The 23374-nt window shown below is 51.3% G+C and carries 21 protein-coding genes; 1 reads left to right on the top strand and 20 read right to left on the bottom strand.

Annotation, left to right across the window (positions count from 1 at the left end; genetic code table 11):
• Window positions 1-7: 7 nt before the first annotated feature.
• From HEQ50_RS02970 to HEQ50_RS03020, 11 genes are all read right to left on the bottom strand, one after another.
• Window positions 8-988, bottom strand: a complete 981-nt coding sequence (locus HEQ50_RS02970; protein WP_057732706.1) for a ribose-phosphate diphosphokinase — start codon at window positions 986-988, stop codon at window positions 8-10.
• An 83-nt stretch (window positions 989-1071) separates the two neighbouring features.
• Window positions 1072-2451 (bottom strand): bifunctional UDP-N-acetylglucosamine diphosphorylase/glucosamine-1-phosphate N-acetyltransferase GlmU, encoded by a 1380-nt coding sequence (gene glmU / locus HEQ50_RS02975; protein WP_168899048.1) that lies wholly within the window; start codon window positions 2449-2451, stop codon window positions 1072-1074.
• Between the two features lie 11 nt (window positions 2452-2462).
• Entirely contained in the window at window positions 2463-3302 is an 840-nt protein-coding gene (gene purR / locus HEQ50_RS02980) for a pur operon repressor (RefSeq protein WP_168899049.1), read from the bottom strand.
• 403 nt (window positions 3303-3705) lie between these two features.
• Entirely contained in the window at window positions 3706-4503 is a 798-nt protein-coding gene (locus HEQ50_RS02985; protein ID WP_168899050.1) for a metal ABC transporter permease, read from the bottom strand.
• Entirely contained in the window at window positions 4496-5194 is a 699-nt protein-coding gene (locus HEQ50_RS02990; protein WP_168899051.1) for a metal ABC transporter ATP-binding protein, read from the bottom strand. The genes HEQ50_RS02985 and HEQ50_RS02990 overlap by 8 nt, the downstream gene beginning before the upstream one ends.
• On the bottom strand, window positions 5194-6129 hold the full coding sequence (locus tag HEQ50_RS02995) for a metal ABC transporter solute-binding protein, Zn/Mn family (protein WP_168899052.1): 936 nt from the start codon (window positions 6127-6129) through the stop codon (window positions 5194-5196). The genes HEQ50_RS02990 and HEQ50_RS02995 overlap by 1 nt, the downstream gene beginning before the upstream one ends.
• 91 nt (window positions 6130-6220) lie before the next feature.
• Complete coding sequence (locus HEQ50_RS03000; RefSeq protein ID WP_168899053.1) at window positions 6221-7156, bottom strand: alpha/beta hydrolase; 936 nt, start codon at window positions 7154-7156, stop codon at window positions 6221-6223.
• Window positions 7157-7481: 325 nt separating this feature from the next.
• Window positions 7482-8399, bottom strand: coding sequence for an ROK family protein (locus HEQ50_RS03005; RefSeq protein ID WP_168899084.1), 918 nt, complete (start codon window positions 8397-8399; stop codon window positions 7482-7484).
• Window positions 8383-9864 (bottom strand): 6-phospho-beta-glucosidase, encoded by a 1482-nt coding sequence (locus HEQ50_RS03010; protein ID WP_370520125.1) that lies wholly within the window; start codon window positions 9862-9864, stop codon window positions 8383-8385. The genes HEQ50_RS03005 and HEQ50_RS03010 overlap by 17 nt, the downstream gene beginning before the upstream one ends.
• Before the next feature lie 92 nt (window positions 9865-9956).
• Window positions 9957-11114 carry an ROK family transcriptional regulator gene (locus HEQ50_RS03015; protein ID WP_168899055.1) on the bottom strand — a complete coding sequence of 386 codons (1158 nt, stop codon included), beginning with the start codon at window positions 11112-11114 and terminating at the stop codon, window positions 9957-9959.
• A 22-nt stretch (window positions 11115-11136) separates the two neighbouring features.
• The gene (locus HEQ50_RS03020; RefSeq protein WP_168899056.1) at window positions 11137-12537 is read right to left on the bottom strand and encodes a glycoside-pentoside-hexuronide (GPH):cation symporter; all 1401 of its coding nucleotides are present in this window, start codon (window positions 12535-12537) and stop codon (window positions 11137-11139) included.
• A gap of 503 nt (window positions 12538-13040) precedes the next feature.
• Here HEQ50_RS03020 and yicI point away from each other — a divergent pair.
• Entirely contained in the window at window positions 13041-15329 is a 2289-nt protein-coding gene (yicI, locus tag HEQ50_RS03025; RefSeq protein WP_168899057.1) for an alpha-xylosidase, read from the top strand.
• 87 nt (window positions 15330-15416) lie between these two features.
• On the opposite strand, the gene HEQ50_RS03030 is transcribed toward yicI, so the two are convergent.
• The 9 genes from HEQ50_RS03030 to metG all read right to left on the bottom strand — a co-directional run bounded on the left by HEQ50_RS03030 (window position 15417) and on the right by metG (window position 23349).
• Window positions 15417-15602, bottom strand: a complete 186-nt coding sequence (locus HEQ50_RS03030) for a hypothetical protein (RefSeq protein WP_168899058.1) — start codon at window positions 15600-15602, stop codon at window positions 15417-15419.
• 154 nt (window positions 15603-15756) lie between these two features.
• Window positions 15757-16332, bottom strand: a complete 576-nt coding sequence (locus HEQ50_RS03035) for a uracil-DNA glycosylase family protein (RefSeq protein ID WP_168899085.1) — start codon at window positions 16330-16332, stop codon at window positions 15757-15759.
• A gap of 88 nt (window positions 16333-16420) precedes the next feature.
• Entirely contained in the window at window positions 16421-16732 is a 312-nt protein-coding gene (locus HEQ50_RS03040; RefSeq protein ID WP_168899059.1) for a hypothetical protein, read from the bottom strand.
• A gap of 217 nt (window positions 16733-16949) precedes the next feature.
• Window positions 16950-17804, bottom strand: coding sequence for a 4-(cytidine 5'-diphospho)-2-C-methyl-D-erythritol kinase (ispE, locus tag HEQ50_RS03045; protein WP_168899060.1), 855 nt, complete (start codon window positions 17802-17804; stop codon window positions 16950-16952).
• Window positions 17805-18015: 211 nt separating this feature from the next.
• A complete protein-coding gene (locus tag HEQ50_RS03050; protein WP_011667243.1) occupies window positions 18016-18252 on the bottom strand; it encodes a Veg family protein in 237 nt (78 codons plus the stop codon).
• A 98-nt stretch (window positions 18253-18350) separates the two neighbouring features.
• Window positions 18351-19241, bottom strand: coding sequence for a 16S rRNA (adenine(1518)-N(6)/adenine(1519)-N(6))-dimethyltransferase RsmA (gene rsmA, locus HEQ50_RS03055; protein ID WP_168899061.1), 891 nt, complete (start codon window positions 19239-19241; stop codon window positions 18351-18353).
• Window positions 19234-19803: a ribonuclease M5 gene (rnmV, locus tag HEQ50_RS03060; protein WP_168899062.1), complete on the bottom strand. Its 570-nt coding sequence runs from the start codon at window positions 19801-19803 to the stop codon at window positions 19234-19236. The genes rsmA and rnmV overlap by 8 nt, the downstream gene beginning before the upstream one ends.
• Window positions 19790-20569, bottom strand: coding sequence for a TatD family hydrolase (locus HEQ50_RS03065; protein ID WP_168899063.1), 780 nt, complete (start codon window positions 20567-20569; stop codon window positions 19790-19792). The genes rnmV and HEQ50_RS03065 overlap by 14 nt, the downstream gene beginning before the upstream one ends.
• 746 nt (window positions 20570-21315) lie before the next feature.
• Window positions 21316-23349 carry a methionine--tRNA ligase gene (gene metG, locus HEQ50_RS03070; protein ID WP_168899064.1) on the bottom strand — a complete coding sequence of 678 codons (2034 nt, stop codon included), beginning with the start codon at window positions 23347-23349 and terminating at the stop codon, window positions 21316-21318.
• Between the last annotated feature and the right edge of the window lie 25 nt (window positions 23350-23374).

The raw sequence follows: 23374 nt of genomic DNA on the forward strand, positions 1-23374 counted from the left end.
GTCTGCTTTATTGTTCGTGACTCCGGAATCGGTTCTTGAACAATGGGCTGACCGGCCGGTTTTCGTTGATCCGCTTGATGGCTTGGCCAATCAGGGGACCGACGGAAATTTGTTGAATCTTTTCAATCTGCTTGTCTGCCGTTAATTGGATAGAATCCGTCACAACCAGTTTCTTGATTGGCGACTTCTTGATCCGTTCGATTGCGGGACCAGACAGGACAGGATGGGTACAGCTAGCGTAAACTTCCTTGGCGCCAGCATCCATTAAGGCTTGGGACCCTAACGTAATCGTCCCGGCCGTGTCAATCATGTCATCAATCATGATGCACCGTTTGCCTTTGACATCACCGATGATGTTCATGATTTCCGCGACGTTGGCCCGTGGCCGCCGCTTGTCAATGATGGCGATTGGCGCCTTCAAGAACTCGGCTAAGGCCCGCGCCCGCGTCACACCACCGTGGTCGGGTGAAACGACAACCGCATCTTCGTCCAAGTGATTGGTCAAGAAGTAGTCGGCCAGGAGCGGGGCACCCATCAAGTGATCCACGGGAACATCAAAGAACCCTTGAATCTGGGCAGCGTGCAAGTCCAAAGCTAGAACCCGCGTCACACCAGCCGTTTGTAGCATGTTGGCCACTAATTTGGCCGTGATTGGTTCCCGCGACCGGGCTTTCCGGTCTTGCCGGGCGTAACCGTAGTATGGAATGACCACGTTGATGGTAGCCGCACTCGCGCGCCGTAAAGCATCAATCATGATCAACAGTTCCATTAAGTTGTCGTTGACCGGAGCCGACGTCGATTGAATCACGTAAACGTGGCTTCCCCGGACACTCTGTTCGATGTTAATGCGAATTTCGCCGTCGCTGAACCGGTCCACCGAAGTTTTCCCTAATTCAACACCAACTTCGTTAGCAATCTTTTGCGCTAACGGTTTGTTGGAGTTCAACGCAAAAATCTTTAATTTAGGGTCAAAATATTGCGTAGCCATAATTTCCTCCAATAGCAAATGATCTGCCAGAATTTACTACCATAATTTTATGCTATCGGGTCTTGAAACACAAGACCTTCAGCTTAATCTTCACCGCGATACGGGAGTTTCTGGTAATAATTGGGCTTGTTGGTCTGTCGTTGCCGCGCGATTGCCATGTCAAATTGGTTAACGGCATCGGTAATCGTGGAGCCGGCCGCGATGAAGCTGTGATCAGCCACCGTCAACGGGGCAACCAGGTTTGAGTTGGAGCCGATGAAGGCATCATCCCCCACCGTCGTTTCGTGCTTGTTCTTGCCATCGTAATTGACAAAGACGACCCCACACCCAACGTTGATGTTCTTGCCGAGTTTGGCGTTGCCGACATAGGTCAAATGGCCCACCTTGGTGCCCTCACCAATCGTGGCCTTCTTAACCTCCACAAAGTTACCCAAGTGTACCTTAGGCCCAATGTGAGACTCTGGTCGTAAGTGGCTGTTCGGGCCAATGTTAGAGCCGCTGGCCATGTCGGAATCTTCCAGTAGTGAAGAGGTCACCGTCACGTGATCGGCTAATTTGGCATTCCACAATTCGGAATGAGCACCGATGTAGCAGTCATCCCCAATGACCGTGTTGCCCTTGAGGAGGACGCCCGGTTCGATAATCGTATCGGAACCGATCTTCACACCGGCGTCGATGTACGTGGTCTCAGGGTCAATCAAGGTGACCCCGTCACGCATGTGTTGTTCGTTGATCCGCTTACGCATAATCTTCGTAGCGTTGGCCAAAGCGATCCGGTCATTAACGCCCATGGATTCATCGAAGTCGGCCATCTTATAAGCCGCCACGATGTCGCCCTCGTGCTTCAAAATTTCAATGACGTCCGTCAAGTAGTATTCGCCCTGTGCGTTGTCATTCGACGTCTTATGAAGGGCCGCGAATAATTTCTTGTTGTCAAAGACGTAAACGCCCGTGTTGATTTCGTGGATTTCTTGTTCCTCGGAACTGGCATCCTTCTGTTCCACAATCTTTTCGACAATGCCGATGTTATTCCGCACAATCCGGCCATAACCGGTTGGATCGGGCGCAATTGACGTTAAGATCGTTGCGGCCGCATGCTTGGCTTCGTGATAGGCGAAGAGGTCTTCAAAGGTTTCAGCCTGGAATAAGGGCGTGTCTCCGCTGACAATCAGCGTGGTGCCGTCTTCGTCCTTTAAGAGGGGTTCCGCCTGTAAGACGGCATCCCCGGTTCCCAATTGCTTGGCCTGCAACGCATATTGCGTGCGGTCACCCAGCGTGGCCTTCACGTCATCGGCACCGTAGCCCACAATCGTGACCACCTGGTCCATGTTGGTCTTCTCGACCTGCGTCAACACGTGATCCACCATGGCCTTACCACAGACCTGGTGAAGAACCTTGTACAACTTTGACTTCATCCGCGTACCCTTGCCGGCTGCGAGGATAATCGTATTTCTAGTGCTCATTCCGATATCTCCTAATTTAATGAATTCTGATCGTCACCAAAGATCTGGGTCAGGTAGTTGCCTGGGGCCACGCGGATCTGTTCATCCGCCGTTTGAATCTTCAGTAAAGACGTGTACTTGCTAACTGTCCGTTGGCCGTCAAAGTCACCCTCGGCAAAGACGGCGACTCCGGCGAGCTGTGAGTCAAATTCGTCCACGAGGGAACGCAGACCACCCACGGTCCCGCCACCCTTCATGTAATCATCGACGATCAGGACGCGGGAGTTAGGCTTCACGCTCCGCTTGGACAGGGCCATGCGTTCAATCCGCTTGGTCGAGCCGGAAACATAGTTCACACTGACCGTCGACCCTTCGGTGATTTGTGAATCGTGACGCACAATCACAAACGGGACGTTCAGGTAATTGGCCACGCTTTGGGCCAACGGAATCCCCTTCGTTGCGACCGTCACAACCACGTCGACCGACTGATTCAAATACTGAGTGGCTAAAATCCGCCCAATTTGCCGCAAGGCTGCTGGCCGACCGAGAATATCGGACATATAAACGTAGCCACCGGGGAGATACCGGTCGGCTTCGGACAATTCCGTAATCATTTCATCCACAAATTGTTCGGCTTCTTCTCTTAAAATGTAAGGGATAAACCGGGCACCACCAGCAGCTCCGGGGACGGTCTCCAGCAGACCAGTGCCACGGGCTTGGAAGGTCCGCTTTAAAATCGTCAAATCTTCACTGATGGAAGACTTGGCCGACTCATACCGCGCCGCAAAAAACGTCAACGACACTAATTGATGCGGCCGTTCTAATAAATACCGGGTCATATCGACTAACCGGTCACTTCTTCTGACTTTCAACCTCTTCACCTCAACGATTTCTTTAGAGTTAATTGTAAGCCCAATTTTAGCATAAATGTTCGGGTTTTTCGTTACATTTCGGTAAGAATTAATAATTTTTTGCCGATTTTTCCAAAATGAAAGCAGTCAACAAGATGAGCTGGTTTTGAAAGCTAGTAGAAAGCGGTCCCTCAAAAATCTGGGACAGACCATCTCCAATGGTCCGTACTGCCAACCTGACATTGCTGAATCCGGTGTCACCAGCTCCCCCTCAGCCTACCGTTTTCGCTATCAGGACTCAACTAATGACCCCCGTAAAGACGCAAAAGAGCCGCCCCAACACAACGTTAATCGTTGTGCGGATGCGGCTCTAGTCTCTTTTAATTTAAATCATTATATTCGCAAATTCCGAAGGCTGATCGCCCTATTCTGCCGTCTGGAGTCGCTGCCATCCCAGCGCGATGAAGTAGAAGATCGCTTCAATCGCCGCAATGAAGAAGGACACCGGAAAGTTGGTCACGTAACTCAAGACCAGCCCGCTCCAAACGCCGATGAGGGCTAAAGCAATTGCCAGAATCATCATGCCTCCCACCGTGTGGGCGAAGTACTTCGCCGTGGCGGCCGGTAAGGTCAATAGAATGAAGATTAAGAGTGACCCCACAATCTGCGCGGCCACACTGACGCTCAGGGCCAGTAAGACGAGGAACGTAATCGATAAGACGTTGGTCCACAGCCCCTTGACTCGGGCTCCCGTGTGATCAAACGAATCGAACTTCAAGAACCGGTAGATCACGAAGACCACAATCAGCACAAACAGCGATAGCCACAACATTTGCTGGACGTCACTGGCACTAATCCCGATGACACTCCCGAATAAAATGCTGGTCGCGTAACTGGCATTCTTATTGGCCAACGATAGGAACAAAATCCCCAGACCAATAAACAAGGCCGAAATGGCGCTGGTGGCCGCCTCGCGCCGTTCGGAACGGGCCGACAATTGCCCCACGATGATCGAACTCACGACCGTAAAGAGCAACATCCCATTTAGCGGTGCCCAACCGGCGAAGACCCCAAAGGCCGCCCCGGAGAAGCCAATCTCGGAGAGCGTATGCGTGAGAAAAGACATATTCCGGGCGATCACGAAGACGCCCATGATCCCACAGATGATGGCAATAATCGTGCCGGCCGCGAAGGCGTTGCGCATAAATTCATAACTAAACATTTTCGCCCTCCCACACCTTTTCCGTCGTTAATTTTGCAATCGGCCCCTGTTCAATCCCACTGGGCGTCAGCATCAGATAGTGCTGCGTGTACTTCTGCGCCATTGGAATATCGTGCGTGACAAAGAGCACGGTCAGATTCAGCCGTTGATTCAACTCCGCCACCAGATCCAGTAATTCCGTCTTGGTCACGGGATCTAGACTGGCCGTCGACTCGTCTAAAATCAACAGGTTCGGGGCCTCAACCAACGCTTGCGCCAAATAGGCCTTTTGCTTTTCCCCACCGGATGCTTGGCCAATGGGTCGCTTAGCCAACTGCTTCAGCCCGGTCTGGTCCAAAATTTTCGTCACCTTGGCGCGTTCCTTGGTCGACAGCCAGGGCAACTTCCAGCCGGTCAGGTTCAGCCCCACGAAGTCCTTGATCGTTAACGGATAATCGGCATCGATGTTCCGAAATTGCGGAACGTAGCCAATCGTGACGTCCTTTTGACTGGGGAGATAGGTAATCTTGCCATGCGTCGGCCGCAATTGATGCAAAATGGTCCGCATGAGCGTGGTCTTCCCCACCCCGTTCTTCCCAATAATGCTCCAGACTTCTCCCTGCCGAATGGTCAGGTTGAGGTCACTAAAGACGGGATGGTTGGGAAAGGTCACCCCGAGATGTTCTAATTTTAAAATGGGTGCACGTTCCATTAGGACTGACCCTCCTTGGTTTGAATGCGTTGAACTTGCTGGTACTGCTTCAACATCCACGTGCGATAACTCTGGTGAACCGGCATGGTTTCCGTAACCTTGACGATCGGAATGTTGTAGCGTTTGGCGAGATTGACCATCGCCGTGACGTTCTTACTGGTATTCTGGGTATTCTCAACGAAAAAGGCAATCCGATGATGCTTAATCTGATTTTGCAATTCGGTCACATCGGCCGGCGTCGGGTCACTGTCCTCTTCGATCGCCTGAGCGAAATGCCCGTCGCTAATCCGATAGCCCATCGCCTTTAACGCCAGATCGAAGACGGGTTCACTCACCGCAACCCGTTGGTGCCGGCTGCGCTTAGCCAACTGCTGGGCCAGCTTGGGCAGTACCGCCAATTGGCGCTCATAGGCCGCCCCCCGGCGTTTGAACTCGGCCGCATGCTGGGGCTCCAGCTTACTAAATTGGGTGACCAAATGCCGCGTGACCTTGACCATCGTCGTTGGGTCGGTCCACAGGTGAGGATTGTCACCGGTCTTCTTCCCCATGAGCGTGCCAATCGTCAGTTTCTTCGTCTGGGCGTCATCGTTAGCCGCAACAACCCGGTCCATCCAACTGTCGTAGCCCAGACCATTCTCCACCACGACATCAGCCTTAGCGACCATTTTAGCCGTCTTTACGTCCGGCTCATAACTCTCGGCATCGATACTGGGACTGTTGATCACCGTGGTCACCTGTCCGCGATCACCCAGAATGGCCTGGGCCGCTTCACCGTAAAAGCCCAACGTGGCGACCACCTGAATGTGATTATCGGCATGCTTAGTGGTGGTCGCCGCCCCACAGCCACTCAGGGTAACGCCCACCATTAAGATAGCCAGCACGGCCCATAGACCGCGCCAACGAAAACTGTGTGTATCATGCTTCAATCGCTTCATCTCATTTCTCCGCCAAATATGTAAACAGTAATGATTACCGTTTAATATATTACCAGATAATGAAAACTTGTCAACCAGCCTTTAACCTTCTTTAATCCACATATTTATTCAGGAAATCCGCCACTAATCGATCGTACTTCGCTGGGTCCGTTGCCCGGGTCGCAATGTGTGCCGCCTCGGGGTCGCGGTACTTTTCCTTAGGCCCTGCGGCCGCCCGATACAGAACATCCAAATTTTCCACGGGGACCGTCTGATCGTTGGCACCTTGAATCAGGAGCAACGGTAAGTGCGTGTGCCGTAACTGTTCGGCAATGTCCCCGTCGGCCAAACGGTAACCCTCAGCCAAGCGCGAATACTGGTCGGCAATAGGCACGATCGGATACGTTGGCAAATGGTATTTATGCCGAATCCGGAACCGGGCTTCGGCCAAGACGGACGCGTACCCGGAGTCGGCAATCACGGCCTTCACGTTGTGCGGCAGATCCTCACCGGCCGTTGCCATGACGGTCGCGGCCCCCATGGAAATCCCCATCAGGACAATCTCACAGTCGTCCCCGTATTTGGCAATGACCTGATTGATCCACCCCGTATAGTCCAGGCGATCGGGCCAACCGTAGCCAATCGTGTGGCCCTCACTTTCACCGTGGGCCCGCGCATCGGGCATCAGCACGTGATACCCCCAGTTGTGAAAGACCCGCGCATAGGGAATCATCTGCTCACGCGCGTGGCCCAGGCCGTGCGCCAAGATGGCAACCCGCTTGCTCGGTCGTTCGGCTTCCACTAGACTCGCGCGGAGAATTAGCCCGTCCAGACTCGTTTGCGTCCATTCCACGGGATCGTGGCGAAGGTACCAGGCATTGTCGGCGGCCGTGTTCTCAGCGATCGCCCGGCGCTTGGTCTTAATCCGATTACGACTAAACGACTTCGTTGCGGCCTGATAGACCACCGCTGCGCCACCCAAGACACTCACAGCACTGACGGCGGCAATCGCGGTCGTGCCAGCTAAAATTTTTTGCCAAGTTTTCATTATAGATTAACCTCACTTTCGCTTATTCGATTATGGCACTGTCTCTCCAGCGTTTCAGTCCCGATGAACGCGACTGGACCAGAATCGTCAGATTACCTTTACATCTACCATAACTAAGAATGGAACCGTTTTCCACCCCTGAATTCAGATTCTACGCCGATATATTCTGACCCGTCACCGTGCAGATTGCTTCGTATACCCACCATCATGCCGGTTTTGACGGGCGAATACCAGTCAATCGCCTTATAAATTTCGTTGTACTCAAAAACGCGTCAGCCCGCTATTTATACGACCTGACGCGTCCAATATTTTTTGACGCGATGTCTCACACCATGGGGATGGGCACGGTCTGACCGGCGGCATGGCTGGGATTCGTTAAGTAAAATTGATAAACCGCTCCAATCAGATTGGCATCGTTACGAAACTTGCAGGGCTGTATATCCACGGTCAATGGTGCCCCGTGTACCCGCATGAGCCGCTGGACGCGTTGCCGGAGGTCCGTCACGAATCCTGGGCGTTCCGAAATGCCACCCCCAATTAGCAGGCGCTGCGGGTTGAGACCGACAAACAAGTTAAAAGCAGCCCGGCTCAGCCAATTCAGCATGTCTTCGATGCAGCGTTGGGCCAGGCGATCACCGTTAGCGGCCGCCTGGTAGATATTTCGCGCGGAGACCGGACCACAGTTGGCAAGCTGCTGGTAACGGTGTGCCATGTGGACGGGACTGGCCAATTCACTGAGCGTCTCGCCCCGTTCATTCATGACCTGATAGCCAAATTCCCCGGCGAAGTTCTGCCGCCCGGTGACCAATTGCCCGTCCATTACGACCGCGCCACCGATTCCCGTTCCAATCACCAACAGAACGGCGTCACTGATCGACTTGGCATTTCCCCGCCAGGTCTCGGCCAGTGCGGCGCAGTTCGCATCATTTTGAATGCTAACGGGGAGCTTCAAGGCTTCTCGCAACGTGGCCACAATCGGAAAATCATTCAGATAAGCCACGGCGCTGGTTCCCGAAATTTTACCAAGTATTGTGTCCACACTGCCTGGCAGACTGATGGCGACCCCGGCAAAGGGCATCTTCAACGCCACCTTGACGCGAACAATCGCCGCTAACAGGTCCGGCCAATTGTCCGGCGTTGCAAAGCGGTTTTTGTGTGTTAATTGTTGTTGCATCCAGACACCATATTTAACGGTGGTTCCCCCAATATCAATCGCTAAAAGCGGTTCAGGCTTTACTGTCATCTTCTTCACCCACTGTCTCTCCTAAATCCGCGCCGTTCGTCGCAATGACCCGTTGGTACCAGTAGAAGGAATCCTTACGGTAACGGTCGAGGCTCCCACTGCCATCGTCATTGCGATCGACGTAAATGAAGCCGTACCGTTTCGAAAGCTGGCCGGTGCTGGCCGACACGATGTCGATGGCACTCCACGGCGTGTAGCCCATGACATCAACGCCATCCTCGTTGATGGCCAGTTTCATTTGAACGATGTGATCCCGCAGATAATCAATCCGGTAACTATCGTGGACGCGGTGTTCCGGTGTCAATTCGTCAATGGCCCCAATCCCATTTTCAACCACAAAGAGTGGCAGGTGGTAGCGGTCGTTCATCCAATTCAGGGCGTAACGCAAGCCCTCGGGATCGACTTGCCAGCCCCAATCCGACTGCGGGACGAATTGGTTGGTCACCAAGTCTTGGGATTCGTTGTAGGAGAACTGGGCGTCTTCGTGGTCACTGGCCTTGGTGGCAAACGACATGTAATAACTGAAGCCCAGGTAGTCAACCGTTCCGCGCTTCAAGTTGGCCAGATCCGCCGGCGTAATGTCCAGGTCGAACTGCTTAGCCTTGAAGTACTTGGTCAACCAGGTTGGATACATCCCTTCTACTTGAACGTCGGAGAACCAGAAACGTGCCTGCATGGCGCGTTGGGCCTTGAAGACGTCGCGCGGCTTATCCGTTGCGGGATAGACCGGTGAAAAGGCCACCATGGCCCCAATCTGGAAATCCGGATTGATACTGTGCCCAATCTGGACGGCCAGCGAACTGGCCACGACTTCGTAATGGGCGGCCTGGTACATGACGGCTTCGGCATTTTCACCCGGTTTCACTTGAAACCCGGAGTTCGTGAATAACGTAAACTCACGGTCGTAGTTGGTCTGGTTGTTGATCTCGTTAAAGGTCAGCCAGTACTTCACCTTATCCTGATAGCGGGTAAAGACGGCCCGGGCAAACCGCGTAAAGAAGGTGATCGTCTTACGGCTACGAAAGCCCCCGTATTCGGTAACCAGGTGGTACGGCATTTCAAAGTGAGATAACGTCACGACCGGCTCAATCCCGTACTTGTGGCATTCGTCAAATAGACGATCATAGAACTTAAGCCCCTCCTCGTTGGGTTCGAGCTCATCGCCCTGCGGAAAGATTCGTGACCAGGCAATCGAGGTTCGAAAACTCTTAAAGCCCATTTCGGCAAATAACTTCACATCCTCGGGGTAGCGGTGATAGAAGTCCACGGCCTCATGGTTGGGATAGAATTCGCCGGGCTGCACGCCGGGCGTAATCGTCCGTTCGTCGTGGGTTCCGGCCGCCGTCATCACGTCGGCAACGCTGAGGCCCTTGCCACCAACGTTATAGGCCCCTTCCACTTGGTGGGCAGCGACGGCGCCGCCCCATAAGAATCCTTTAGGAAAACTCTGATTCGTCAACTTTATTTCCTCCTCAAATTTCTACTAAAACTTGCGATTAAAGCAAAGCACGGGCCGTCCAGCCCAAAATAGCCGTACGTCCCGTACTTTCGTGAAGTCTAATGATGAAAAATCAAGCGTGTGTTCGGCATCTCCAATACCTGATGAATCGCCAGTGAGGCGCCACCCAATAAGGTTGCGTACTTGGCATCCTTGGACATGACCAGCGGTGGCACGAGTGGCATGAAGCTTAGTTTCATCTGGATATTCTTCAAGATCTCCGGTAACTGTTCGATCATCGGCGAATTGAAGAAGACCATCTGCGGGTCATACGCGGCGATTAAATCGCTGGTCACCATGGCCAGGTAGTAACAGAAGTCCTCCAGCAAACCGACAATGACCGAATCATCTCGCGCCATGGCCGTTACCAGTTCGGCCAACGTGTACTGCTTGACGCCCTTTAGTTTGGCCGCCTTCCGTAGCACCGCCGTCTCGGACCATTCACTATCAAAGCTGGCGAGGTTCGCTAAGCGATGGCGCGGCTGGCCCGGATTCTGAATGGCAATCTGACCAATCTCGCCGGCACGGCCGTAGTTGCCGCGATACAGCTGCTTGTTCACCAGGATTCCGGCACCGATGCCCTCATGAATACTGACGGACACGATGCTCTGGAGTTCCTGTTTACTGAAGTCCTGCTCGAAGACGGCGGACAGATTGGCCTCGTTTTCCAAAATCACCGGCACGTGGTAGTGCTGCTTGAAATAGCCCACGAGGTCGAAGTCGCCGAAGTCAATGAACGGCGAGGTCACAATTTCACTCTGGTAGACACTGCCGAAGATGGCGATCGACATGGCTTGCAGGCCGTTATCCACCTCGAAGGTCGGTAACTGCGCAATCATCTCGTCCATCTTGGCCACGAGTTCCGCCACAGTCGGTTGATTCAGCGGACTTTCGCTGTGTTCCAAGGCGCGACCGTCCAGTTGGGTCACCAGCATTCGGAGAATATCGCCGGAAATACTGAAATTGATGACGTACCCGTACGTGGCATTAAAGGCCACGAGTTCCGCGCGGCGCCCACTGCCGGCTTTGGCCGTGGCCTCACCCTGACTGGACACCAGCTTGCGGTCGATGAAGTTGCCGACAATGTCGGACACCGTCACCTTATTCAAGCCGAGTAGCTTTGAAATTTCATTTCGCGAAATGGGTCCATGATTCACAATGGCTTGCAATACCGAACGCTCATTGTGATCGCGCATCACATCCTTATTGATAATCATGCCGTTCACTCACTTTAATTTTTTAATCATCATCTTCTGCATTTTCACGGGCATGCTTTTCAGCTAAGTCACTTTGCATCTTGCCTTCAATGCCGTCTACGTGGTAGAACAACAGGGCAATTCCGGAAAGGGCGAAGCCTAACAGTGGCACCCAAATGTAGTTTAATTCAATCCCATGAAGCGCACCTGCGGATTGGGTCTGGTTGGCAACGTAACCAGTGGCAGATAAAATCCAACCGGTGATCACACCACCAATACCCATACCTAACTTGGCACTGAAACTGGAGAATGAGGTAACAATCCCTTCGGCACGGACCCCGTTCTTCCATTCACCATAGTCAACGGCATCGGCCAACATAACGGCGATTAAACCAGAAACGTAACCAGTTCCTAAGTACCCAACAATCGTGGCAACAATAATCATCGTGACACTCAAATTATTAGCACCCAAGCTCAACAGTAATTGACCAACCACGGCCAGGATCATCCCGGCTAACATGGTGTTACGCTTACCGATTAACTTAGAGGTCCATGGCGTTAAGACCACGGCAACCAACGCAACGATTTGCAAACTCAAAACAAATGAAGCTAACGTGGCATCGTGCATGTTGTACTTGAAGAAGTAAACTGTAACTTGTGAACGCGTCTGCATCCCCATCCAGTAGATGAAGTTGATGAAGATGATGATGGCCCATGGCCAGTTACGCTTCAAAGCACGCAGAGAATCTTTGATTGGAATGGACTTCCGGGAACTCTTGGTCTGAACCCGTTCAGTCGTGTACTTGAACACGAAACCAAAGATAATAACAACGATAATCCCAACGATCAAGGCCCAGATGAACCAGCCACGAGCACTCGTGGTTGAACCATGACCGAAGAAGGCAACCATCGTTAAGGTAATCCCAGTAATAATGGTGGCACCGGCAGTTCCCATGAATTGACGGATCGTGGATAACGTAACCCGTTCTTGGGGATTGCTGGTCAATGATGGCAAAATAGATGTAATTGGAATGTTGACGGCCGAGTATAGGACATCAACCCCAATGTAGGTGATGTAGGCCCACACTAATTTCCACGTCAAGCTTAAGTTTGGCGTCGTGAAGACCAGCACACAGAAGACGGCAAATGGAATCGAGAACCATAACCAGTACGGTCGGCTCTTCCCCCACTTGGTATGCGTGTGGTCAATCATGATTCCCCAGAACGGCCCATCAAAGGCATCCACGATCCGGGCAACCAGGAACAAAGTCCCAACAGCTGCGGCACTGATACCAAAAGTATCCGTGTAGAAAATCATTAAGTACGTTCCCACCATTTGGAAGGACAGGTTGCAGGCGAAATCACTAAAACTATAAGCGATTCGTTCGTTCCACGGCACCATGTTCTTCGTCGTAATGGCGGCTTTAGGAGCATTTTCACTCATAAGTACCCACCTCTATAAGTTATGAATCGAATGATGAAGATTGAAAATATTGCAAAAACGTCGACGTTTAAAGAAATTCAATTTTCAATGCATAGCATACTGGAACCGCTTTCAGTTGTCAATATAATTTTCAAGGCGCTCAACCGTTTATGCCCGGCTGGTTGGCGCGTCAGGCCCAATCTGATAAGATTTCAACCGTATTGGAAAAGTTTGAGAATTTTGTTATTACCTATTATAAAAATCCGTTTTAACTAAGTTAGCTACCGATAACTCGCTTGAGTGGTCGTTTGGTCTCCCCAATTCAAGAGCGGATGGTCCGTGGATCCGGAAAATTTATTTTCATTGGTCGTTAACCGTATAACTCCCCGGTGGCACGGCGACTAGCCTGTTATCCGTTTAAAATGAGGTCAAATGTAAGCGTTGACATTTTGGATTCAGCAACGTACACTGGGTTTGTCGATTAAGAAATTCAATTTCCTAAAAAATTCAAGAGGTGTTTATCCATGAAGTTTACGAATGGCTACTGGCTAGACCGACCACAATACCAAATTGAATCACCACGTGAAGTCTTCGACTATAAGAAGACAGACAAGCAATTGACGTTGTACGCACCCTTCAAGTTCATCAACGAACGGGGCGACGAACTTAACTTAGGGATGAGTACGATTAAGCTGACCTCCCCGATTGAAGGCGTGATTGGTGTTAAGCTGACCCACTTCGATCAAGATACCAAGGGGCCTTCTTATGAGATTAACGACCAAAACCCTGACGTCGACATTACCACGGGCGATAAGGAGTTAACCTACAAGTCCGGTGAATTGACGGCTCGGATTCCATTCAAGACGGCCTTTCAACTTGACTTCTTACACAACGACCACTTGTTAACGCAATCCTTGGACAAGGCCCAAGGGGTCATCCACGACAAGTCAACGAACATTGATTACATGCGTGAACAACTCTCCGTTGGTGTGGAAGACAAGGTTTATGGTTTAGGTGAACGCTTCGGTAACTTCGTGAAGAACGGCCAAGAAGTCCGCATCGATAACCAAGATGGTGGGACGGCTTCCGAACAATCTTACAAGAACATTCCATTCTACTTAACGGATGCTGGCTACGGGGTCTTCGTTGACCAGCCACAACCCGTTGACTTTGAAATCACTTCAGAAAATGTTGACCGGGTTCAATTCAGTACCGAAGGCCAATCCTTACAGTACTACGTGATCTACGGGCCAACACCACAAGAAATCTTACACCGTTACACCGAATTAACCGGTCAGATGCAATTACCACCAGCATGGTCATTCGGTCTCTGGTTGACGACGTCCTTCACTACCGACTACAGTGAAGAAACCGTCTTGAAGTTCATCGATGGCATGAAGGAACACAACATTCCATTGGATGTCTTCCACTTTGACTGCTTCTGGCAAAAGGGCTTCGAATGGTCCAACATGGAGTGGGACCGCGATGAATTCCCTGATCCAGAAGGGTTAATCAAGAAGATTCACGACCGGGGCATTAAGGTTTGTGTCTGGTTGAACCCATACATCGCCCAAAAAGGGAAGATGTTTGAAGAAGGCAAGAAGAAGGGCTACTTCGTTAAACGCGAAGATGGCAATATCTGGCAATGGGACCTCTGGCAAGCCGGCAACGCCTTCGTTGACTTCACCAACCCCGAAGCAACCAAGTGGTACAAGAGCAAGTTAAAGGCCTTACTCGACATGGGCGTTGACTGCTTCAAGACCGACTTTGGTGAACGGATTCCAGTTGACGATGCCGTCTTCTTCGATGGCTCCGATCCTAAACGCGAACACAACTACTACACCCTGCAATACAACAAGGCCGTCTTCGAGACGATCCAAGAAGTTAAGGGTGAAGATGAAGCGGTTGTCTTTGCACGTTCCGCAACGGTTGGTTCCCAGAAGTACCCACTACACTGGGGTGGCGATGCCTTATCTAACTTCAAGAACATGTCCGATACCTTACACGGTGGGCTGTCCTTCCTGAGTTCTGGTTTTGCCTTCTGGAGCCACGATATTGGTGGGTTCGAAGATGGTCCAGATACCCCTACGCCAGACCTGTACAAGCGTTGGACGCAATTCGGGCTGTTATCTTCCCACAGTCGTTACCACGGTAGCAATGTTTACCGGGTTCCATGGAACTTCGACGATGAAGCCGTTGATAACACACGGAAGTTCGTCAACTTGAAGTTGTCCCTGATGCCTTACCTGTACACGCAAGCTGCTCACGACACGGCCTACGGGAACCCCGTTATGCGGCCAATGTGGTTCGAATTCCAAGACGACCTGTCTACCCACACGTTGGATAACCAATACATGTTTGGGAGTCAATTACTGGTTGCCCCAGTCTTCAACCACGAAGGTCACGTCAACCTCTACCTGCCAGCCGGCAAGTGGACCAGCATCATTGACGATAACGAGTTCTACGATATCAAAGATGGCAAGTGGCTCAGCTTGAACTACGATGAATTAAGCTTGCCAGTCTTGGCCCGCGATAACACCATTCTGTTGCGGAATCCAAAGGCCGTTCACGCCGATTACGATTTCACCAAGGACTTGGACATTCACCTCTTCGATATGCATGAAGGTACGACCAGCACGACTGTCGTTGACCAAAAGGGTCACGACGCCGGCAAGGTCACCGTTGAACGCCATGGTAATGAACTCAAGGTTAGTGCTACCGGCTTGACTGGTTCGAACACCATCTTGGTTCACGAAAATGGTAAGGTCACGAAGGTTGCTTTATCTGGCGACAACGTCACGATTAACCTGTAATAACTAAATAAGTTTGAGAATCCTCGTGCCACTAACGATCTGTGAGTCGTTGGTAGTCCGGGGATTTTTGTTGGCCATCATATGGTTCTAAGGGCGGCGCTGATCCGCCGTTTGAAGTCCAGCTTCAGCGGCTCGCTCTTCCCCACCACACCGAATCACTTTAGGTTGACCATACAGCAACTGAATCAAGGCTGCCTGCGTCAAAGGAGCGCCCAGGGCCTGTTGCACTTCCGCAACCAATTGGGGATTAACCCGTTCATTCTTAATTTTCATTCTCTTCACCTCACTCGGTTATCATGCCGGTTTTCAGCACACAATACCAGCCAAACGTCTTACAAAATTATTTGTATTGAAAAGCGCGTCAGATCACCATTTCTAGGACCTGACGCGCTTTAAATTTCTATTTATTCTTTGACCGTTTTCACAATTAAATTAATTGATGGATGCGTGTCTGAAGCTCCGGCACGACATCGGCCGCGAACCAGGGATTCCGGTTCATCCAGCCATAATTCAACGGTGAAGGATGGACCAACGGAAAGTAATTCGGCAAGTAGTCTTGATAGTGGGCCACGGTTGCTGTTAACGTTTTTTCCCGTTGCGGCAAATAATACTTCTGCGCATATTGGCCGATCAACAAGGTCAACTTAATCTGTGGCATTAAACTTAGTAACGGCTCGTGCCATTTATCCGCAAATCCCGGTCGTGGCGGCAAATCGCCACCGTGTTCGTGCTTGCCGGGATAGTAAAAGTCCAGTGGCAACACGGCCACCTTCCCCGAATGGTAGAACTGGTCCTTCGTGACGCTCATCCAATCTCGCAGCCGGTTCCCACTCGCGTCGTCCCAAAAGGTCATCGATGCCTGAGCTCGCCGACTGGGTGCCTGACTGACCAACAGAATCGTTGCCGACCGCTCCACGTGATATAGGGGCTGAATCCCCTGTTGCGTGAAGTCTTGATTCTGGGGATCGGCTTGGATGGCTTGGAAAATTTCATCAGCATTAATAGGTGTTCACCTCTCACCGATTTAACTTCTCTCGTGACTCAATACTTTTCTGGTCTGATATTCTAAACTCGTAGGATCACATTTATGCTTAAACAGGGTCAACAGCGGGACTTGCATAATAAAAGAATAGAATTTTGTATACGTTGAAACTATTCACCTCAAATACATCACCTTGAAAATGATATGGATTAATATCATATTGCTTTCCACCAGCTCTAAGAGAACCAGTCGGCGATGTGGATACTTTAGGCGTCACTTTCATAGCTGTCTGAAATTGTCCATATGTTAACATATCCATTCTGATTGCATTTATAGGTGACGTTGCGAGCATTAAAATCGTTATACCGAAAATGCCTAGTACAACAATTATCGATTTCAACCAAATCTTAATTTTGATCATGAGAGCTTATCACCTTACCAAGACTGAATTATTTAGCTAAACCTACAGAGAATTGTGCATCGTATTCGCGTCTGCGGATGATTTCGGTTAATCCTAATAGCATTCATCGTTTCACCAAAACTTCCGAAAACATTGTCATCGAATGCCGCACAGTTAGCCTTGAACCCAAGTAATCCGAAAATCTAATCATCAGATAGACTACTGTCACATCAATCCCTTAAGGAAGTGGCCGCACCAAATACACCTCACGACAAAAGCCCTTCATCCCGTTGAACACGCGTTGCGCACGAGATTGCTTGCTACACAGGCCGAAGACGGTGGGGCCCGTTCCGCTCATCTGAGCAGCATCGGCGCCGAACTTCATCAACTGTTGCTTCAACTGGGTGATCTCCGGATAACGGTGCGCCGTCAGTGGCTCCAACACGTTGCCCATCACCGCACACATCTCCTCAATGTTTTGATTGCGCACGGCCCGTAGCAAGGCCTCAATGTCTGGGTGGTCCAGGTCATCGTAGCGAATCTGCTGAAGGATGCTGGGCGTCGATACGCTGACCTTGGGCTTCGCCAGAACCACCCAGGCCGCTGGTAGTTTCGATAGCGGCGTAATCCGCTCACCGCGACCGCGCACGTGGGCCGTCCGCCCATACACGCAGTACGGCACGTCCGAATCAATCTGGAGGCCCAATTCGGCCAACTCCTGCCAGCTCAATCCCAGCTGCCACAATTGATTCAGCCCCCGAAGAACCGCCGCTGCATCGGAAGAACCGCCACCGAGGCCGGCCGCCACCGGGATATTCTTCTTAATCCGAATATTCACGCCCTCACCCACGTTGAACTTGGTTTGGAGCAAGTGGGCCGCCTGATAGGCCAGATTGCGCTGATCATTTGGCAAAAAGCCGCTATCTGACGCCACCCGAATACGCTTGTGCTTGGTTAATGTTTGAATTTCGACATAGTCCGCCAAGTCCACGGACGTCATGACCATGTTCCACTCCTCCGCGCCATCCTGGTGATGGTAAGGGGTGTCGAGCCCGAGGTTTATCTTGGCAGGCGCCTTTTCGATCAGTTGCATGAGCTCACCTTAATTCCAGATAGGCCACTGCCTACCGTTCTCGTGAATCTGATTAAGCCTATTATACTATGGTTGTGGCCAAAATAAAAAGGGTTCTCCAAACACCTGCTAAATCTTACTTTAGCGGTGCTCAGGAACCCCTACCATGCCCAAGATCTGGTATGTTTCTCCCATTTTAGCCAAAATAAAAAGGCCTAACTGGCCCAATTATTTATTCATCAAAGTCAACTTCGATGTTTTTCGTTAAAATGTCGGTATAGCTGTATGAAACCCGTTCAAACGAATTCTCGTCCTGGTCTAAATCCACCACGAAAACAGCTGGATAGGTTTCCCGAAGAATTCCATGCCGCTCTGTCGTCTTCTTACGCCCGGCCTGTGCGATCACCATTAACTTTTCGCCAATACGATCGTCCAGTTTGTTCTTAATGTTCGCTAAACTTGTTGGCATGCACTTCACCTCTGTGAAACATGATACCATGGTTTCACAAAAAACGCAAATTATACCACAACGGCCCTTAATCCGCAAGAATCCGCAATTGAAAAGGGTTACATAAGCCCTTCATTGTGAAAAGCGTTGGTTAATTCGATAAAATTTATTAAGGTTAAGCGTTCTGGGCGTAGTTGTCGCGAGATTTCAACGTCATCTAAGACCGTTTCAATCCGTTCACGAACCTCCGGCTGCTTCCCAAACATCCCTTGAAGATTGTTCCACAACGTCTTCCGGCGGTGAGCAAAGCAACCCTTAACGAACTTGAAGAGCGCCTGGTCTTCGTACGGTTTAACGGGTAGTGGTTCTCGCGGCGTTAACCGAATAATCGCGGAGTCCACGTTCGGTTGAGGAATAAAGGCCGTGCGGGGCACCTCAAAGGCCACCTCCACGTGGGCCCGGTACTGCATCACCACGGATAGCGACCCGTAAGCTTTGGAGCCTGGCTCAGCCACTAGTCGATCGGCCACTTCATTTTGCATCATCACCACGATCTGATCAAAGTTCACCCCACTCTGCAGGACGCCCATGAGAATCGGTGTCGTAATGTAGTACGGCAAATTAGCCACCATTTTAAGCGGCTTTCCTGCCTCGAACTCATCCTTAATCACGGCTGGCAGATTGGCCTTCAAGATATCCTGATTGATCACTTTAACGTTGTCATAGTCCATCAGGGTCTCGTCCAGGACCGGCAACAGGTTTTCGTCGATTTCAAAGGCCACGACCTTGTGTGCGCGCTTGGCAATCTGTTCGGTTAACGCGCCAATCCCGGGGCCAATCTCAATGACGTTGTCGTTAGCCGTGACGTCGGCCGCAGCAACAATGTTCCTGAGGATATTGAGGTCTGACAAAAAGTTCTGGCCCAGGCTCTTCTTCGCCACTAACTTGTAGCGGGTTAGAATGGCCTTGGTTCGTGCTGGTGATCCAATTTCGGGTACGCTATTATTCATGGAAATCCTCCTTTTGACGAATCTGTTTGACGGCCGCCGCGAAGTCCGTCGGCTGAATGCTAAACATCCGCAAACGCTTCTCCAGTTGCTTACCGTTCACGTAACCAATCTGGAGAAGCTCACCGAGCTGTTCACGCCGGGCTTTGGCCCCTGCACCACCGATCAGCCCCGCCGCCATAAGGTCTTCGTGGGTAATCAAGGTCGGTGCCGCCGTGGTCTCCGTATACACGTGGCTAAGCGCGACACGAATGGCCTCGGGACTGGCGTGTTCTACGCCTAGCGAGCCACCCGCCTTATCCGGCCGGCCCTCCGCCTTTGGAAGAAAGGCATGCTTGGCGTTCGGCACGGCCTCGGCCACAATCTTACGAATCTTCTCGCCGGAAAAGTCCGGATCGGTGAAAATAATCACCCCGCGTTGATCGGCTAGTTTTTCAATCAACGCCAAAGTGTCCTCATCAATCGCGGAACCCCGCGTTTCAATGGTGTCGGCGTTGACAGCGCGATTAATGGATTTGGTATCATCTTTGCCCTCCACCACGAGGACTTCTTTAATCTTCTTCATGGATGTGATAAAACTCCTCTGCGTTGTGGTAAGTCGCCGCCGCAATCTCTTCCGGCGTGGTGTCCCGTTCCTTAGCAATCGCCTCGACCGTGTACCGGGTAAAGCCCGGTTCGTTCTGTTCGCCACGGTGCGGTTCCGGCGACAGGTACGGCGCATCGGTCTCGACCATCATGACTTCTAATGGCGTGGCCCGAACGGAATCGTGGACCTCATGGGCGTTCTTGAAGCTGGCGACCCCGGAATAGGAAATGTGCATCCCGAGGTCCAAAAACTTCTTGAGCCATTCGGGGTCGCCGTTAAAGCTGTGCATGACACCGCCAATCTCTTCGATGCCACCTTCCTTTAGAATCCGATAGGTATCCTCGAAGGCGTCCCGGTTATGAATGGCCACCGGCTTGCCGACTTCCTTGGCAATCGCGACTTGGCGGGCAAACACCTTGCGTTGAACATCCTGAGGCGAGCTGTCCCAGTGGTAGTCCAGCCCAATCTCGCCCAACGCCACAACGCGGTCATCGGTCAGTTGTTCCTCCAGAACCCTTTCGGCGGCCGCATCGTAATTCTTGGAATCTTCGGGATGCCAGCCGACCGCCGCGTAAAGTTGGGGATACTGGTGGGCCAGCTTGATGGCATCGGCGTTCAACTGCGTGTTGGAGCCGATGTTGACCATCTTGACAACGCCCAGGTCCGCGGCCTGTTTGAGGTAGCGCGGGACTTCTTTAATAAATTCTTCACTGTTTAAATGGGTATGTAAATCAAAAATTTTCATCACGAACCTCCTTTATTTCTGTAAACTCTCGATCCTATCTGGTGGTTGCTGTCCGCCTTGCCGTTCGCAAAATATGAGCTGGAACACGGTGGGCAGGACCGAACTGGGCCTGAGAAGCGGTCTCAGTTCTCGCTTGGAACCACCACAACCCGGCGCTTCCAAGGCGCCATGATTAAGTCGGCAGCCGCCGTCTAAATCATCCCACGGCTGAGCTCAAATTTCGCTTCACTCCCGGCTACTTATGATCATAACCATTACTTTACCGATAATGAATTGTTGAAACCACCAGTATTATCCACAATTTCTGCACTGACATTGAAATAATTGCCACAAAAGTTATCCACCTGTGAACAACTTTTCAAGTCCTGACGTTATCAACAGCTAAATTCCAGGTTATCCCCAAATTAGCCATCAATTATCAACAATTTCACCGTCTACCGCCATTATCGCAGACCTGCTAAACAATTTCACCCACAATTCGGTAAATTATCAACTGACTTACGCACTTAGTCACTTGGCCATCGGCTTTATCCACAGCTCAATAGGCCTAGACTTGGTCGATAGCCCGTAGTCAAACGTTTAATGACCGTCAATTCATTTCATAGTCGGCCATTGTCCACAGCCAACGTAGCCGTAAGTGCGCTAAATTTGGCAACGGTAAGGCGGAAGCAGTGACCCCTGATTAGGCGTTAAGAAAACGTGGGCTTGGCGTCTTATCGACCCGCCGCCCACGTTTCCGTTAACGCTTATTCAACTGAGGAACCATTGACCAGTTCACTCGGAACCGTGATCAATTGGACCTTGCCGTCGTGTTCCGCAGACAGCAACATCCCCTGGCTAACCTGACCGCGCATCTTCCGTGGCTTCAAGTTCGCCACGATGACGACCTTTTTACCCACGAGTACTTGTGGTTCTGGATACCATTGGGCAATCCCCGAGAGGATCTGCCGGTTGCCCTGATCGCCAGCGTCGAGTTGGAACTTCAGGAGCTTGTCAGCCCCGTCCACGTGATCGACCGCTTTAACTTCGGCCACCCGTAGTTCAATCTTTTCAAATTTATCAAACCGAATCTCCGGCTTATTTAAGGTCAATTCCGTGGCGTCTTCTTGTGCAGCCGCCTGTTGGGCTTCGGCCTTGGCAGCCATGGCGGCCCGGCCCTTGGTCTTCTCCGACTTGGTCATCTGACCTTGGATGAAGTCGACTTCTTCCTTCACATCAATTCGAGGGAAGATCGGCGTCCCCTTGGCCACGACCTGCTTGCCGGCTGGTAAATCAGCCAACTTCAGGTCCACCATGTCCAACGTTTCCGGATCTAGCCCTAACTGCGTAAAGATTTCCTTTGGCGCGTGGGTCATTACCGGACTGATTAAGGTGGCGATGACCCGGAGACTTGCGGCCAAATGTGCCATCACGGCGGCTAATTCGACCGTCTTACTGTCGTCCTTGGCCAATTGCCACGGTTCCGTCTCATCGATGTACTTGTTGGTCCGAGCCACTAACTTCCAAATCTCAGCCAAGGCATCGGCAAAGTGCATCTTGTCCATCAGCTCACGGTAGTTCGCAATTACAGATTCAGACGTTGCTTCAAGATCCGCGTCGAATGCCGTCACGCCGGCCTGAAATTCGGGTAGCTTGCCGTCTTCGTACTTATTAATCATGGCCACGGTCCGGTTCAACAAGTTCCCCAGATCGTTGGCTAGGTCATAATTCAAGCGGTCCACGAAGTCTTCGGGCGTAAACGTCCCGTCGTTACCATAAGGCATGGCGCGCATCAGGTAGTACCGCAGGGCATCGAGGCCGTAACGATCTACCAAGGTTTCGGGATAGATCACGTTGCCCTTGGACTTGGACATCTTGCCATCCTTCATCAGTAACCAGCCATGCGCAAACAATTCGTCCGGAGCTTCAATGCCCAGTGCATGCAACACGATTGGCCAGTAGATGGAATGGAACCGTACAATTTCTTTCCCAACCATTTGGACGTTGGCCGGCCAGAATTTGTTAAACAGCGTTTCATCGTCGCTGGTGTACCCGAGTGCGGTGATATAGTTCAACAGCGCATCAATCCACACGTAAACCACGTGCTTGGGGTTGCTCTTGACCGGAACTCCCCAAGTAAAGGTAGTTCGCGAAACGGCGAGGTCTTCCAAGCCCGGCTTGATGAAATTATTAATCATTTCGGTCATCCGTGATTCAGGTTGGATGAAGTGCGGATGGCTGTGGTAGAAGTCCAACAACCAGTCGGCGTACTTGCTCATCTTAAAGAAGTAGGACTGTTCCTTAACTAGGGACACTTCATGCCCGGATGGGGCCTTCCCGCCAATCACCTTACCATTATCATCATGGTAGACTTCGGCCAACTGGGTCTCGGTGAAGTATTCCTCATCGTCTTCGGAGTACCAGCCTTCGTATTCACCCAAGTAGATGTCGCCCTGCTTCAACAGGCGTTCAAAAACCTCCTGAACGGCCGCCACGTGTTCCTTGTCGGTCGTCCGGATGAACTTGTCATTGGAAATCTCCAACGTCTTCCAGAGCTTCTTAATACCATCGGCCATACCGTCCACGTATTCCTGTGGCGATTGACCCTGAGACTTGGCCTTATCCTCAATCTTGAGGCCGTGTTCATCGGTCCCGGTTAAGAAAAAGACGTCATAGCCGTTGCTGCGTTTGTAACGGGCGACCACGTCACATGCAATCGTGGTGTAAGAATTCCCGATATGTAACCGCCCAGATGGGTAGTAGATCGGCGTCGTAATGTAAAAAGTTGGTTTGTCTGCCATAAAATAAAAGCCTTCCCTCGCTCTA

Source organism: Lactobacillus sp. HBUAS51381, assembly GCF_012641095.1.
Classification (GTDB): Bacteria; Bacillota; Bacilli; order Lactobacillales; family Lactobacillaceae; genus Levilactobacillus.

Coding starts and splice junctions, on each gene's coding strand:
- rsmA (WP_168899061.1), bottom strand. CDS start 19,241: ATGAATAATAGCGTACCCGAAATTGGATCACCAGCACGAACCAAGGCC.
- HEQ50_RS02985 (WP_168899050.1), bottom strand. CDS start 4,503: ATGTTTAGTTATGAATTTATGCGCAACGCCTTCGCGGCCGGCACGATT.
- yicI (WP_168899057.1), top strand. CDS start 13,041: ATGAAGTTTACGAATGGCTACTGGCTAGACCGACCACAATACCAAATT.
- HEQ50_RS02990 (WP_168899051.1), bottom strand. CDS start 5,194: ATGGAACGTGCACCCATTTTAAAATTAGAACATCTCGGGGTGACCTTT.
- HEQ50_RS03065 (WP_168899063.1), bottom strand. CDS start 20,569: ATGAAAATTTTTGATTTACATACCCATTTAAACAGTGAAGAATTTATT.
- HEQ50_RS03015 (WP_168899055.1), bottom strand. CDS start 11,114: ATGATTATCAATAAGGATGTGATGCGCGATCACAATGAGCGTTCGGTA.
- rnmV (WP_168899062.1), bottom strand. CDS start 19,803: ATGAAGAAGATTAAAGAAGTCCTCGTGGTGGAGGGCAAAGATGATACC.
- HEQ50_RS03050 (WP_011667243.1), bottom strand. CDS start 18,252: ATGCCAACAAGTTTAGCGAACATTAAGAACAAACTGGACGATCGTATT.
- HEQ50_RS02970 (WP_057732706.1), bottom strand. CDS start 988: ATGGCTACGCAATATTTTGACCCTAAATTAAAGATTTTTGCGTTGAAC.
- HEQ50_RS03020 (WP_168899056.1), bottom strand. CDS start 12,537: ATGAGTGAAAATGCTCCTAAAGCCGCCATTACGACGAAGAACATGGTG.
- HEQ50_RS03040 (WP_168899059.1), bottom strand. CDS start 16,732: ATGATCAAAATTAAGATTTGGTTGAAATCGATAATTGTTGTACTAGGC.
- HEQ50_RS02995 (WP_168899052.1), bottom strand. CDS start 6,129: ATGAAGCGATTGAAGCATGATACACACAGTTTTCGTTGGCGCGGTCTA.
- metG (WP_168899064.1), bottom strand. CDS start 23,349: ATGGCAGACAAACCAACTTTTTACATTACGACGCCGATCTACTACCCA.
- glmU (WP_168899048.1), bottom strand. CDS start 2,451: ATGAGCACTAGAAATACGATTATCCTCGCAGCCGGCAAGGGTACGCGG.
- HEQ50_RS03030 (WP_168899058.1), bottom strand. CDS start 15,602: ATGAAAATTAAGAATGAACGGGTTAATCCCCAATTGGTTGCGGAAGTG.
- HEQ50_RS03005 (WP_168899084.1), bottom strand. CDS start 8,399: ATGACAGTAAAGCCTGAACCGCTTTTAGCGATTGATATTGGGGGAACC.
- ispE (WP_168899060.1), bottom strand. CDS start 17,804: ATGCAACTGATCGAAAAGGCGCCTGCCAAGATAAACCTCGGGCTCGAC.
- HEQ50_RS03000 (WP_168899053.1), bottom strand. CDS start 7,156: ATGAAAACTTGGCAAAAAATTTTAGCTGGCACGACCGCGATTGCCGCC.